Raw genomic sequence first — 14,344 nt, 5'->3', positions numbered from 1 at the left:
TTAGGCGAGTTGGTATTCAGCAAGATTCATGAGATACTTGATCAGATCGCGCAAGCGTGTTCTTACAATATTGGCATTGGCTGTGTCGCTTGGATTGGTGACGAATGCTGTCCAGGCATTGGTCCAGTAATAATCCTGTGCCTGTCCGCCCAATAGAATATCTTTCTTTAGTTGCGCTTTGGTGGAAGTAGACAATTCTGTCTGATACATAATTTCTACCAACTCATCAATCAACAGATTGGGGTCATCCGGATTCTTTAAAGTGCGTACAAACGCAGGACCATCCATTTGTATGCGCTTTCCATTAAATGTGTATCCGTTCACAATCATGGTATCGGTAAACTGATTGCGCTTGGGTAAAGTATCGCTGTTAATCCATATCTGATAGAACTGTGGCTCTTGATAATAGGCTTTCCAGCCGCTCACATCCGGTGGATCGCCGGGATTCTGCTGCATATTGGTGCAGGAGCTTACGAGATAATTATAAAAACCGTAGTTCGTTACATAATCGGATGCTGGCTGAAAACTGATATTGAACTCCCTGCACATACCTACCACAAGATCCAGCGGACTTTTGATAACGCAACCCATACTGAGGCTATCGTAGAAATGCTGACTACTCAACAAAGCCTTCAATACTGGCTTAATTTCATAATTATTGTTCCGGAAAATTGCTGCAAGTGGCGTGATAATGTTTTGCTCTACACTTGCATCGATATCATAGTACACAAACCAACGGTATACTCTTCTGCAGATATACTTTGCAACTTCATCAGCGGCAAAAATCATATTGAGTAAATCATTCAACTCGTCTAAACCTGCAGTAGCTGTATTTCTACCAGTAATCACCGTATTCTTGTAAAAAGCAGAAAACTGTTTATTGGTTGTGTCGTGTCTGGAAAGTGTAAATACCGAATTAATCTGCGTAGCGTTATTCTGCCAACCAGTCAACACTTTGGCAGCTGCTTTTACATCAGCTTCTGTGTAAAGTGAATCCGGGCCTTTACCACAACAAAAAAGTTCCTGCAGCTCTCTTGCATAGTTTTCATCCGGTGCTGTTTTGGTGTTGAGTTGCCCATTCAGGTAAACCAACATAGCCGGATCAATTGTGATTTGCTTCACCAATTCTTTGAAATTGCCCAATGCATGTGTACGCAATAAGTTATGGTGCTTGTATAGGTATTGTGCGTTACCGATATCATTACTTTCTGTTGCAAAATGATTATGCCAGAACAGCGTCATCTTCTCACGGATACTTCTATCCTGTTGCACCATGCAACCCATCCACCATTTCTTGAAGCTAGCCCTTCGCCTGGATTGTATGGTTCCATCATTATTAGGATCGTTAACCCAGGTTTGACCTGCAGATATATGGGTATCTGGTGTTGTAAGCGCACCATTGGTATCATACTCTTTTACGGGTGGAGCCGGTAAAGGTGCTTGTGGGTTAATAAGTTCATCAACGGATGCCTGCATCCCCTTTGCCAGAAAATATTGAATATCAGCAATTGCAGCACCAAACATGGTGCGTTTTAACAGGTGGATTACTTCTGCCCTGCTCCAATTACCAGCATAGACCTGTAGGCCGGTACTTGGCGGCACAAGTGGGGTTGGAGGGGGTATTTCCATGTGCAGGTTTTCCTTGAAGAGATACTTGAAATTAATAAATGCAGCTTAAAAGCAAAGAATTCATGAAAGCCTGGGTGATCTTTTTGGTTTGATGCAGCAAAAACAAGCTTCGGATGTCCTATATTTAGGGGAAATACCCCCTTCATGACGGAGCAATCTATCATCGCAGGCTGCTTACAAAATGATCCTCTGGCTCAGCGGGAATTATACAACCGCTATAGTCCGAAGATGTTAAGCGTTTGTTACCGGTTTGCACAAAACCGGGAAGATGCAGAAGACATGCTGCAGGAGGGGTTCATCAAAGTATTTACCCAGATACATACATTCCAGAACAAAGGTGCTTTTGAAGGCTGGATCAGGCGGATTATCATTCATACCTGTATCAACCTGCTGAAAAAGCATAAAAAGTTTCATGAGCAATTGTCTCTGGAATACGCTGAGACTGTTCAATTCAGGGAGGAAACCATCCCCTCCATGATGCAGGCAAGACAAGTGGTAGAATGTATCAGACAGTTGCCATTAGGATACAGAACAGTATTAAACCTGTATGCTATTGAAGGTTTCAGTCATAAAGAAATCGGCACCATGCTGGACATTGAGGAAAGCACGAGCCGGAGTCAGTATACTAGAGCAAAAAATATGCTGGAAGCCATGTTGATCAGAAAGCGGATTATTGAAAAGCCGAAAGAAGAACTGCATTGGTTAAAAGCATTTAACGGTATTTGAGTGCACTGTGTTGAAAGATTATGAGCAAGGAGCAAGAACATAACGATTGGTTGGAGTCTTTTCTGCAGGAGCAAGCAGACAAACATCGCTTGTATCCATCAGATCAGCTTTGGCAAAATATCCAGGAAAACATCCATGGTAAAAAACCATGGCCTGCACTCACCTTGGTTGCACTGGCCGTTTTGGTTGCACTCACTATCTCCACTTTACTGAACAATCATCCAGACAAACAAGCGTATATCCTGAAGCTTCAGGAAAATAGCCTACAACAAGAGATTGCTGGTCAAACAATGCAATCACCTGCAACCAACGGCAAACATTATATCAACCAATTTTCCGGTGCTGATCTTACTAACCAGACTTTGCAGATCATCCGTGAACACAATGAGCTGGAAGCAATATTGAACCATACTGCTTTTGCTGGTCAACAAGCAGTTGTGAACGTGGAGGAAAAACAACCTACACGCTTGCTTCAACCAACAATTGCTATTGCGCAAATCACTCCTTATGTTGACATGATTGGCGAACAAATGATTCAGCAAGAACAAGCAGACCTAACCGAACGTGATGAAGTATCATCTGAACTGCCTGAAGAAGCAAAAGATATTGCAGGTGATTTTAGAAGATCAATGAAGAAAGCGGGTGCACAAGAACACGATGCTGATGATTTTCTGAGTGAACAGGGATACAAAGAAAATCCTGTGATCAGAAAAAAGGGCACACCCACTAAGTTCAGCTATCAGTTCTGGACATCACCTTCTACCGGTTTCAGAAATTTAGATGAAGGACAGGCAAGAATCCTGAATGCCACCAATAATGCTGCTTCAAATAGTATAACCAGTGCCGTATTTAATCCAGGCAATAACCAGCCCAGTATTCGCCACAGGCCTGGTTTGGGTCTGGAATTAGGTCTGGCTTTATTCTACCAAGTAAAACCGGCTTTCCGCATTAAGGCAGGTATACAATTCAATCTGCGTCATTACCTGATTGAAGCATTTCAATCTGGTTACGAGCAATCTGATGTGATTCTGGTTAGAGACGACAGAACTGTACAAAAGCTACCAGTATTTACACGCATCAATAATAAATCTGGCTTTACTGAAACAGTAATAGACAACAAACTGTATCAGCTTGCCTTCCCTGTAGGCTTTCAACTGGATATTGTGAAAGGTAAGCGACTGGGCGTATTGATTGACGCTAGCATTCAACCAACGCTCAATCTGAATAGCAAACTGTACACGCTTACCACAGACCTGAATCATTATTTTGATGGCAGCAACCTGATCAGAAGGTGGAATATGAACAGTACCATTGGTCTGAATTTCTCTTACACAACAGCCAATAAGGTTTCATGGCAGATTGGCCCGCAGTTCCGTTACCAGCACCTGCCTACCTATACCAATGCCTATCCCATCAGAGAGAATTTTAAAGACTTTGGTGTAAAACTGGGTATGTTAATCCCCATCAGACACTAGTCGTCTCCATTACTGATCCTTATTTTTGCGCATGCGTTTCATTAGTTTATTGTTTATTGGATATTTTTCTTCTGTGCTACTTTTTGCTTGTAAAGAAGGCAAACATCAATCACCAACTGCAGATAGCGTAGCATTCTTTCCCCTTAAGGAGCTTATCATGGGTGATGTAAAAGATGTTGTTCAAACACCGTATCTCTTGGTCGCTTACACTATAACAGACAAGCAAAAAGACTCTGTTATTATTGATACGACTGATTTTAAAATCTGGGCAAACAGGTTCTTGCAAAAGGACTTCAATGATCCAGAGTGGAAGGAACAGTTTAACGAAGCGGTGTTTAATGACCAAACGACAAAGACCTATACACTCAGCTATACTACCAAGGATAACGATATCCCTCTAAAGCAGGCAGATATTACAGCAGATGAAAACAGCAATAAAGTAAAGCGAATCTTTATCAGACAGCAATGGCTTTCTGGAGATACCATCAACTTTACTACTGGCGTTTGGAAACCTGGTAAAAGCTTTTGGATCAGTACAACAAAAAAGTTTAGTGATTCCCTTACACAAACTCAGCTCAACTACATTAAGTGGAACGATAAAGGCCCATTACCTTTGCTGAGCAATGACCGCTGAGCAGTTCCAGCATATCGCCCACACAATTCCTACTGAACCTGGCATTTACAAGTATTTTCATCAGAATGGTGAATTACTGTATGTTGGGAAAGCCAAAAGTTTGCGTAAGCGAGTAAGCTCCTATTTCTCTAAGAGCTTCACCAGCTACAAGACACATGAGCTGGTTCAAAGAATTCACCATATTGAATTCACGATTGTTGATTCTGAACAAGATGCTTTTCTGCTGGAGAATGCACTGATCAAGCAATACAAACCCAGATACAATATCAATCTGAAAGACGATAAGACCTACCCGTATATCGTCATTAAAAGAGAGCCCTTCCCAAGAATATTTCTGACGCGAAAGAAAATCAACGATGGATCTGAATACCTGGGCCCCTTTACTTCTGCTGGAAGAGTAAGAGAGTTGCTTGGTATTATTAAACTATTCATACCCTTAAGAACCTGTAAACTTCCTTTAACTGCAGCCAATATACAAAAAGGCAAGTTTAAAGTTTGCTTGGAATATCATTTAGGCAATTGTAAAGGACCATGTGAGGGTTTACAATCAGAAGTTGATTATCAGCAATCCTTGCTTCAGGTAAGAAATATATTGAAGGGCAATCTTGCTCCGGTAATGCAGCACCTTAAGGAAGAAATGCAACAATATGCAGCAGATCTTGCATTTGAAAAAGCCGGAATGATCAAGCAGAAGATAGACGAGCTGGAAGCTTACCAGGCAAGATCGGTAATTGTTTCAGGACATCTAGGCCATCTCGATGTATTCTCTATTCTGAAAGAAAATGATACCGCCTATGTGAACTACCTCATGGTAGAACATGGAACCATCGTACAAACGCATACTGTTCAATTAACTACACAATTAGAAGAGGATACTGCTGAAGTACTCAGCTTTGCTATTGAACAGCTACGTGCCACATTCAATAGTCTGGCCAAAGAAGTGGTGGTTGCTGAGGAAGTAGAACTCCCTGAAAACTTAACGGTAAGTATTCCTAAATCAGGAGATAAAAAGAAACTGCTGGAACTCTCTATCAAGAATGTGAATTACTTCAGAGAAGAACTTAGAAAAAAGCAGATACTGCAACTCGAAGGCCGCTCTGACCAGGAAAAGAAACAAGTAATTTATGAGTTGCAGGACTATTTACACTTGCAATACGCCCCAGTACATATAGAATGCTTTGATAACTCTCACTTTCAGGGCAGCTATCCCGTAAGTGCCATGGTTTGCTTTAAAGATGGCATACCAAGTAAAGCAGATTACAGGCATTTTAATGTGAAGACAGTTACCGGTATTGATGATTTTGCCACAATGCGTGAGGTTGTCTTCAGACGCTATCGTCGCTTAAAAGAGGAAGGCAGCTCGCTACCACAATTGGTTATTATTGACGGCGGTAAAGGACAATTGAACGCTGCAATGGATAGCATAAAGGCCTTAGGACTGGAAGGCGAAATGACTTTGGTGGGTTTAGCGAAAAATGAAGAAGAACTATTCTTTGTTGGTGATCAGGAATCATTGAAACTACCTTGGAACAGCAATAGTATGAAGCTGATCCGCTTTATCCGTGATGAAGTGCACAGGTTTGGCATCACATTCCACCGCAAGAAAAGATCAGCCGGCACATTTAAGAATCAGTTAGAAGATATTGAGGGTATTGGCAAGCAAACAGCAGAAAAACTGTTACAGCACTTTAAGTCCGTCAAAAAAGTATCATCAGCTACTGAGCAGGAGCTAACTGCAGTAATAGGTCTTTCAAAGGCAAGACAGGTATTGGACTATTTTAAGCTCAAAGGCAAGTTTTAAATAAAAAGGGGCCAGGATAAACATCCAGCCCCGTTTTAAAATCCAATATCCTATGAAAAACCGAAACTAAATTAGAAGAATTTCAGCAATACACAAGAAGAGACATCAGTTTTTCTTCATAAAAAAATAATAAGGGCCTTAGATTTAAGGCCCTTTTATAGATTTCGTTGAATATTTAACAATTAAACCATCAACACTAGTAAGACCACAGGTTTTGCTCGAAAGCAAAGATCTTCTCTTTGATATTCTCTCCTTCCAGGAGTCTGAACAGCGGGTCTTTAATCAAACCTGCTAAAGATTTATTAGATGGGTTATTCCAGGTTGTCTTGGTGATATAACTGGAAAAGAAACGGCTTTCAAACAATTCTTCCCACGTCATACGACCAGAGAAGTTTCTGGAATTATACACTTCATACTTAGCCAAAGTGGGGCGCAAATCCGGATAGTATAACCAGAATAATGGGAATGCTTCGCTCTTGTTACCTACTTTACGCTTAACCACCGGACAAACACCGATAATTCGGAAATACAAACGGCTGGATTCCTTATCAAAGATTACCTGCTCCTTAATACGAAACGTATATACTGAGTCTAAGTTAGCTGAAGAGGTACGGCTAATGGTTTTTGTTTCTTCTCCACTTACCGGATCCAGTACAGAAACTGTGTCCAATTTACCAGCCAACTGATCCATGATTTTTGAAGTAGCAATGGGCGTAGTAAAACGCTCATCCTCAAAAGCCATTACACTGTCATTAATGATACCAGAAAGTAGTACCGCAAAGAAACGCTGGTCTCCATTATCGTCTTTGGCAGGATACATGAAAGACAGATTTGCCTTTTCACGTCCATCAATTTCGCGCCAGATGAATTCACTGAAGAAAGCATCGTCCTCACGGATATGTTCATAAGCCAGCGGTTTTCTGTCCTTAATCAGGTTTCTATCAACTGCGTAGTTATTTCTAAGCGATTGGGCAGATTTTGTTTCAATACCGATAGCAGTATCACCATAAGCAAACTTAGGAGCAGAAGACTGCTGCTGCATTTGCTGATTTGCAGGCTGGTTGAAATTCAGATCGCGCATATTACCCTTACCTGTTGTATCAGGTTTTGCTTGTTGCTGCTGCGCTGGTTGCTGCTGCTGAGCAGGCGGAGGGGTGGTACGACGACGATATTGTGCATCAGCGTCAACAACCTGCATCACAGACAAGCCCACAAGCCCTGCAACCATCCATCTGTTCAATCTCATAGATATCAGTTTAACGTAAAGGATATGTTCTGTTCTAATTTTCTTCCACCACCAGGTCCTACCACGCGGATATCATCAAATACCACGGTTGTTCCTGGTTGTACACGCTTCAACAAATTCTTTACTTCATCAGAAAAGTAAGCACCAGATACCTCTGCGAAGCCGGGGCTATCTTCGAAACCTTTACCGGTGAAGTAAACGATGTATGAAGTAACGGTGTATTTAACACCTTCGAAAATGAAGTCACGTAATTCTGCAGCCACACCCTTTTGCAGTTTGAAAATACCGGCAGGCATTTCACCACCACCCTTGCCGCCTACTGTTGCCAAAGGCGCAGGTACAGGCTTAATAGGGATCTGTAGCGTAACCGGCTTACCCTTACCATCGCTAGCAGTTACTGTAGCAGTTCCCAAACGCTTAGGCGTTACGATATAAGTTCCGGCACCGGCATTACGGAAACTCACTTCAGGTCCGGTGATGTTTACACTAACTTTTTCAGCACCACCGCCACCAATTACACTTAGTGGGTTTTCTAAATCCTGATAGAATACTCTTGTCTTATCAGTAGAAACCACCAATCCAGATGGAACACCTACGGTATACTTAATTTCCTTAACCACATTTGCTGTAGAACCATCGGGCTTAACATAATTGATGTTTACGCGCTTGGTATACTCACCAGGGTTACCAACCGTGGTTTTATACTCAGCCATACCATCAGCATTCAAGGAAGCAGAAGCCCCATCAACTGAAACTGAAGGCTTGGCACTCTTCGAAAATGCACCAATACCTGCAGTAATCACCAGTTCATCGCCAGGCATCAGGTAAGTTGCATTGGTACCAGCCAGCGCCTGAAACTCGTCGTACACGATTTCTACTTCACCAATCTCTTTGTGACAGTATTCAATAACCTGAGATTCTGCATTCTTGATATCATTCTGAAACTTGCTCAGAATAGTAATACCTGCAATAGTGGGCGTCATATGGAAATAAGAATAAGCCCAATCAGATTCCTTCACATCCTTCTTTTTATCAGGATTGGGAATAGATAAATCTAATGGCAGGTTTGGCGCTACTTCTTTCAGGATGTCCGGACTAATGTTAGACAGTTGTTCTTTGTAAGCTTTCAGCTTTTCGTAGAGCTCTTTACCTCTTGCTTTACCTTCAGGAGGATTTGAGATGAACAGTCTGGTAGCCGCATCAAGATTATCTTCTCCTTTGATTTTTTTAAGACCTGTTTCCTCGTCAGTAATATAGCCGCCGGCTTCCTGAATCAATTCTTCTTTTAAATTTTCGAGGTACTTATACATATCATCCGACAAAGTCTTGGCCTTATCTGCCAAAGGCTTCCAAATGGCTGCTTTCTCAGCTGTCTTTGGATCCTGTAGCTTACGTTCGAATGATTTAAATATTTCCACATTTTTTTTCTCAACAGTATTGCTAGCTGTGATCAAGCTTTCATTTACCGTTTTGAACGCATGCAGAATCTCTGAAGATACGTTAAGCGCCAACAGGGCTGTTAGCACCAAGTACATCATGTTGATCATTTTCTGCCGCGGTTCCTTGGGTAGAGACATAATCGTTTTCGTTTAAATACTTAGCGATTCGTTTTGGTTTAAGCAGGTTTTGATTATCTGCCCTGCATAGCAGTGAGCATGTTACCATAAACCTGATTCAGCTTACCAAGATTATTGGCAAGTGCAGTGATCTGCTCTTTCGCTCTGATGGCATCTTCAGCACTAGTTTGCATTGCTGCAGAAGCTTGCGCCAGTTTACCATAAAACTGGTTCAGCGCTTTCAGGTGATTATTGCTTTCCTGCAATTCGAGTTCGTAAATCGTATTTAAAGACGTCAAGTTTTTAGTTAATACCTGTACCTGATCATGGAAAGTACGTGTGCTTTCTGAAGCCTGATTGAATGCACTTAAAGAGTTAGAAGCTTGTGATACAACACCGGCAATATTACCCAGTGCAGCTGTTGCTTCTTTAGCTTTATTAGAGAAATCGCCTGTTGATTTTACCACATCACCAACTTCACCCATTTTATCAACTGTTGTTCCCAGCTTCTGGAAACCAGCGCTCAGCTTAGACAGATTTGCAGGAGTGATATCTGCTTCTTCCAGCATTTTCTCCATAGACTTCAAAGCTGGATTGCCTTTGTCTACAACTTCCACATGAGATGGACCCGAATCAGGAGGAGGCAGAATGGCATATACTAAGAAGATCAAAGCTTCTGTAGTAAGACCAATTTTCAGCGCCCAGTCGGCCCATGAAAGGTGAAGAATTTTAGCCATTGCACCGAAGATTACGACTGCGGCACCCACGCACACGAAAACATTCACAAGTCTGTTTACTGTAGGATTAACACCTGCTGACATGTTGATTGATTTAGATTGATGGAAAGTTGGTTTTGGTTTATCGCTTAGATCTAGGGGTTAAGTCAACAACACAGCGGAAACCGATGTAAGACTTCGCTGTATCTTGATATTCGTAAGTTCTGGTACTAGCCTGAAGGAAATACTGAATATCCTTCCAACTACCACCACGAACTACTTTACGCTTATCTCTTGGCTTATCATTATCAGATGCATCGTAACGTATATCTGGACTCAAATCATTCATGAAATTGTAAGCACCTTCATAATATAAACTGCTTGTCCACTCAGCTACGTTACCAGACATATTGTACAAGCCATACTCATTAGGCCAATATGCGTCAGCACGAACTGTATAAAAACCTCCGTCTTCAGCATAATTACCTCTGCCAGGCTTAAAGTTGGCAAGCAAGCATCCTTTCTTGTTTCTCAGATAGTAGTTACCCCAGCCAAACATGGAACCTGTTCTATTACCACGAGCAGCATATTCCCATTCTGCTTCAGTAGGTAAACGGTATTCACCATCTGTTGCGAATTTTTTGCGCTCCAGATAATTATTCATGTAACGTGTACGCCAGTTTGCAAAAGCTTCCGCTTGTTTCCATGTAATGCCCACTACGGGATAATTTCCGAAAGATGGGTGAGCAAAATATCTTCTTGTCATTGGTTCATTGTATGAATAAGTGAAATCACGCATCCATACCAATGTATCAGGATATACTTTCTGATCTCTGCGAACAATGAAGTTTTTTCTTGGAACGCCCATGTTTTCACGCTTGGCAGCGTTGTTCAGATCGAAGAACTCAACGCGATATACCAGCTTATCAGGATCAATCTCCACCTTACCAAACAAACGGTTATCAGGTGCCAAATTCAATTCATTCAATTTTTCGATGGTCGCTTTATCCCACTTGATGGTTCTTACTTTCTTCCAATCAACAGCAGTTGTGTCATCAGGCTTATTGATTCCCTGGCCAAACAGAATTTTGTAGGCCAATGAGTCTCTAACCCATGTCACGAACTGACGATACTCGTTATTGGTAATTTCAGTAGCATCCATCCAAAAACCTGGAATAGATACCTGTCTGTTACGGGTAACATAGCTAAAGCTGATGTCTTCATCACTAGGACCAAGGTGGAAAGTTCCAGGTGGCACATAGACCATACCATTAGGACGCTCCATGTTAGGCTTTGCAACAGGTGCAATGCCCATCAGCTGACCATTGTCTGGCAAGCCTTTTCCAGACTTGTTCTTCTTGAAGGCATTGCATGATGCAATAGCCAATACAAGGGTGATTAATAGGATATTTCTCAGGATACCTTTCATGCTACAAAGTCATTTTCGAATAGTGACAAATATATAGTTTTCAGTGGCTGCTAAGCCATTTTTAACGGTTAGTTTCCAATAATGTTTGACCGGGTAAAAATCGTCTATACGATACTGTTTTATTTGTCATTCATGGCTTTCGCCGCAGGGAGGGATTGCATGCAAATTACGTGCTGCAATGTTACACAATTGCTAAAAAAGCCTCAAGGGTATCAACAGGCGCCTGGCAGCTGTATTGTCTGCACAGGTAATAGCTTGTTTTACCCTCCTGCCACCTCCCTTCCAATAAGGGAAAACCATGTTCAGGCATTTCACCGGCCAACTGAAACACCTTACAGGGTATATAACGCTCCAAAATGGGATGTATTGCCATAAGCGCTTCTTTTCCAACAACTACCAACTCCAATGGCTCTTGCACTTGCCATTGCAGCGCCATAGCCCAAACACCGAAACTGCCAGGATGTTTTACAATGGCTTGAGACAATTGGCGAAGCATGGTCATTGCCCTTTCATGCCATTCGGGCAGATTGAAAACCAGCGACAAATAAAGTAAATTCTGCGCCATCACCGCATTACCACTTGGGGTTGCCCCATCATACACTTCCTTTTTCCTTACAATTATATCTGATTGATTTTCAGACGTATAAAAGAAAAATGCCGTCTCTGTATCTCCAAAATTTGCCAGAATCTGCTCCGTTAATGCCTTGGCTTTTTTCAGATATTGAACATTGCCGGTGATCTCCTGCACATGGATATAGGCATCCACCAGATAGGCCAGGTCATCCAGGAAAGCCGGAATTTTTGCTTGCCCACCTTTCCAGGTATGTAACCATCCACCTTGTCCATTCGCAAAAGCACCCTCAGCAAAAGCCAGTGTTTCAGTGGCCAATGATCGAAAGCGCACATCACCCAAAGCTGCATAAACCTTGCAAAATGCCTTGATTAACAACGCATTCCAACCAAGTAACACTTTATCGTCTGTTTGTGGCCTTACTCTCGATTGTCGATACGCTAAAAGGGTTTGCAAGCATCGATCCAGAAGACTTTGCAGGTCTTTCATTTCCATACCTCGCTCCCTTGCAAATGTTTCCATACCCTTTTGTGCAAACAGAATGGTTACTGCCGGATGACTGGCATCATGCTGCCAATTACCTTCAGGCCTAACATCAAAATAGGCGCAAAAAACAGCTGCGTCTTCGCCTAATAAAGATTGAATTTCGTCATATTGCCAGGTGTAGTATTTACCTTCCTCTCCCTCACTGTCTGCATCCAATGCACTCCAAAAACCGCCAGCTACATCTTTCATTTCTCTTTCCAAAAAATCAACTGTCTGACGCATCACACGTGCGTATTCATCTCGTTTTGTGAGCTGATAGGCTTCTGCCAAAGCGCTTAGCAATAACGCATTATCGTACAGCATTTTTTCAAAATGCGGAGCCAGCCATTCATTATCGGTACTATATCTGGCAAAGCCTCCACCAACCTGATCATAAAGCCCCCCCGCATTCATTTTATCTAAACTCAGCAATGCCTGATCCAAAGCAGCTTGATCGCCGGTGAAGTGGTAGTGTCTCAGCAAAAAAGTGATAGAGAATGTTTGCGGGAATTTAGGCGCACGGCCAAATCCACCCCACTGGGTATCAGCATTGCGCAAAAAATTTTGGGCAATTGTTGCCAGTGTATCCTGATGCATAAAGCTGTCATGAGCACCTTGCTTTGCAAAGCCAAAGCCATTTGATTGCTTCAAGTGCTCGGTCAGGTTTGTTGCCTGGGCTTCCAGCTCATGCCTTTTCTGAACAAAAGCCTGATGCACACCCTGCAATACTTCGCGCCAGCTACTTCTATTAAACGCTTTTACCGGAGGGAAGTAAGTGCCGCCATAAAAAGGTCGGCCATCTGGCAATAAGAAAACATTTAAAGGCCAGCCCCCACTACCTGTCATAGCCTGAACTGCATCCATGTAAATGTGATCCAGATCCGGACGTTCTTCACGATCGATTTTGATATTCACAAAATGCGCATTCATAATCGCGGCAGTGTCGGGATTCTCAAAACTTTCGCGCTCCATTACATGACACCAATGACAGGCTGCATAACCAATACTCACAAGAATTGGCTTATCCTCTAGCTTTGCTTTTTGCAGCGCTTCCTCACCCCATGGATACCAATCAACAGGATTGTGTGCATGCTGCAATAAATAGGGACTATTCTCATGTATGAGCTGATTACTATAAGCTGCCATGGTACTATGCTTTAATATAAAAACCCCTGCAAGCTTGCAGGGGTTGTCAAATGTCGAGAATAGTTGTGGTTATTTCTTTTTGCTCGTTGTCGAAGAAAGGAAAATATCGAGCGCAGAAATCATACTTGGGGCTTGTGGTGCGGGAGCTTTAATTGCCAGATCCAAACCTGCTTCTTCCACAGCTTTAGAAGTGTTGTTACCAAAAGCGCCAATAACAGTGCCATTTTGTTTGAAATCAGGATAATTGTCAAACAAACTTTTAACCCCGCTTGGTGTAAAGAAACAGATCACATCAATGGGTTGAGCATCCATCACCGTCTTGATATCATTACTGATACTTCTGTACATGAATGCCATTTGATATTCGCAGTTGTGCGACTTGAGCCAGTTAACGATCTCATTGTCCTGCTGGTTCTCGCTGCATACATACAGAAATTTCTCATTCTCTCTATGCTTGTTGATCACATCAAACATGCTTTTGTTGGTACCATCTGCACCGTAGAAAACCTTACGCTTTCTATAGAGAATAAATTTTTGCAGATACAGGGCAACAGCTTCTGTAATACAGAAATACTTGGTATCCTGACTGATGCTCACTTTCATTTCTTCGCAGGTGCGAAAGAAATGATCGATTGCGTTTCTGCTTGTAAAGATGACTGCAGTATATAATGCGATATCAATTTTCTGCTTTCTGAACTCTTTAGCAGCAATACCTTCCAATTTGATAAAGGGATGGAAAACCAATTTTACCGGATACTTACGTTCCAGATCAAAATAGGGTGATTTATCGCTTTCCGGTCTTGGCTGGGAAATGAGAATTGTCTTACTATTTCTGGCAGCTGCTGTGTTTTTCGCCCCGATCTTAGCCATGCGGTTATTACAAAAAGTTT

General features: G+C 42.1%; 11 protein-coding genes. 4 read left to right on the top strand and 7 right to left on the bottom strand.

The features are described 5' to 3' along the window. The gene (locus J0L83_13025) at positions 1-1,629 is read right to left on the bottom strand and encodes a DUF1800 domain-containing protein (protein MBN8665498.1); all 1,629 of its coding nucleotides are present in this window, start codon (positions 1,627-1,629) and stop codon (positions 1-3) included. 144 nt (positions 1,630-1,773) lie between these two features. Between J0L83_13025 and J0L83_13020 the strand changes: the two genes are divergently transcribed. From J0L83_13020 to J0L83_13005, 4 genes are read left to right on the top strand one after another with little or no spacing between them, the layout of a single operon-like run. Continuing rightward, positions 1,774-2,355 carry a sigma-70 family RNA polymerase sigma factor gene (locus tag J0L83_13020; protein ID MBN8665497.1) on the top strand — a complete coding sequence of 194 codons (582 nt, stop codon included), beginning with the start codon at positions 1,774-1,776 and terminating at the stop codon, positions 2,353-2,355. Positions 2,356-2,375: 20 nt separating this feature from the next. Beyond that, positions 2,376-3,830 carry a hypothetical protein gene (locus J0L83_13015; protein MBN8665496.1) on the top strand — a complete coding sequence of 485 codons (1,455 nt, stop codon included), beginning with the start codon at positions 2,376-2,378 and terminating at the stop codon, positions 3,828-3,830. Positions 3,831-3,861: 31 nt separating this feature from the next. Beyond that, positions 3,862-4,464, top strand: coding sequence for a hypothetical protein (locus tag J0L83_13010; protein MBN8665495.1), 603 nt, complete (start codon positions 3,862-3,864; stop codon positions 4,462-4,464). After that, positions 4,454-6,265 carry an excinuclease ABC subunit C gene (locus J0L83_13005; GenBank protein MBN8665494.1) on the top strand — a complete coding sequence of 604 codons (1,812 nt, stop codon included), beginning with the start codon at positions 4,454-4,456 and terminating at the stop codon, positions 6,263-6,265. The genes J0L83_13010 and J0L83_13005 overlap by 11 nt, the downstream gene beginning before the upstream one ends. Positions 6,266-6,461: 196 nt before the next feature. On the opposite strand, the gene gldN is transcribed toward J0L83_13005, so the two are convergent. From gldN to J0L83_12975, 6 genes are all read right to left on the bottom strand, one after another. Continuing rightward, positions 6,462-7,511 carry a gliding motility protein GldN gene (gldN, locus tag J0L83_13000; protein ID MBN8665493.1) on the bottom strand — a complete coding sequence of 350 codons (1,050 nt, stop codon included), beginning with the start codon at positions 7,509-7,511 and terminating at the stop codon, positions 6,462-6,464. A 5-nt stretch (positions 7,512-7,516) separates the two neighbouring features. Further along, positions 7,517-9,088 (bottom strand): gliding motility protein GldM, encoded by a 1,572-nt coding sequence (gldM, locus tag J0L83_12995; protein ID MBN8665492.1) that lies wholly within the window; start codon positions 9,086-9,088, stop codon positions 7,517-7,519. 53 nt (positions 9,089-9,141) lie between these two features. After that, positions 9,142-9,888: a gliding motility protein GldL gene (gene gldL / locus J0L83_12990; GenBank protein MBN8665491.1), complete on the bottom strand. Its 747-nt coding sequence runs from the start codon at positions 9,886-9,888 to the stop codon at positions 9,142-9,144. A gap of 37 nt (positions 9,889-9,925) precedes the next feature. Further along, positions 9,926-11,212 (bottom strand): SUMF1/EgtB/PvdO family nonheme iron enzyme, encoded by a 1,287-nt coding sequence (locus tag J0L83_12985; protein ID MBN8665490.1) that lies wholly within the window; start codon positions 11,210-11,212, stop codon positions 9,926-9,928. Between the two features lie 181 nt (positions 11,213-11,393). Next, positions 11,394-13,454 (bottom strand): thioredoxin domain-containing protein, encoded by a 2,061-nt coding sequence (locus tag J0L83_12980; protein ID MBN8665489.1) that lies wholly within the window; start codon positions 13,452-13,454, stop codon positions 11,394-11,396. Positions 13,455-13,523: 69 nt separating this feature from the next. Further along, on the bottom strand, positions 13,524-14,324 hold the full coding sequence (locus tag J0L83_12975; protein ID MBN8665488.1) for a uroporphyrinogen-III synthase: 801 nt from the start codon (positions 14,322-14,324) through the stop codon (positions 13,524-13,526). Positions 14,325-14,344 lie beyond the last annotated feature (20 nt).

Source organism: Chitinophagales bacterium, from assembly GCA_017303835.1.
In the GTDB taxonomy this organism is placed as follows: Bacteria; Bacteroidota; Bacteroidia; order Chitinophagales; family Chitinophagaceae; genus JAFLBI01.
Note: the sequence above shows the minus strand (reverse complement) of the source record. Positions and strands in the feature narration are given on the sequence as shown.

Coding starts and splice junctions, on each gene's coding strand:
- J0L83_13010 (MBN8665495.1), top strand. CDS start 3,862: ATGCGTTTCATTAGTTTATTGTTTATTGGATATTTTTCTTCTGTGCTA.
- J0L83_12975 (MBN8665488.1), bottom strand. CDS start 14,324: ATGGCTAAGATCGGGGCGAAAAACACAGCAGCTGCCAGAAATAGTAAG.
- gldL (MBN8665491.1), bottom strand. CDS start 9,888: ATGTCAGCAGGTGTTAATCCTACAGTAAACAGACTTGTGAATGTTTTC.
- J0L83_12985 (MBN8665490.1), bottom strand. CDS start 11,212: ATGAAAGGTATCCTGAGAAATATCCTATTAATCACCCTTGTATTGGCT.
- J0L83_13005 (MBN8665494.1), top strand. CDS start 4,454: ATGACCGCTGAGCAGTTCCAGCATATCGCCCACACAATTCCTACTGAA.
- gldM (MBN8665492.1), bottom strand. CDS start 9,088: ATGTCTCTACCCAAGGAACCGCGGCAGAAAATGATCAACATGATGTAC.
- J0L83_13020 (MBN8665497.1), top strand. CDS start 1,774: ATGACGGAGCAATCTATCATCGCAGGCTGCTTACAAAATGATCCTCTG.
- J0L83_13025 (MBN8665498.1), bottom strand. CDS start 1,629: ATGGAAATACCCCCTCCAACCCCACTTGTGCCGCCAAGTACCGGCCTA.
- gldN (MBN8665493.1), bottom strand. CDS start 7,511: ATGAGATTGAACAGATGGATGGTTGCAGGGCTTGTGGGCTTGTCTGTG.
- J0L83_12980 (MBN8665489.1), bottom strand. CDS start 13,454: ATGGCAGCTTATAGTAATCAGCTCATACATGAGAATAGTCCCTATTTA.
- J0L83_13015 (MBN8665496.1), top strand. CDS start 2,376: ATGAGCAAGGAGCAAGAACATAACGATTGGTTGGAGTCTTTTCTGCAG.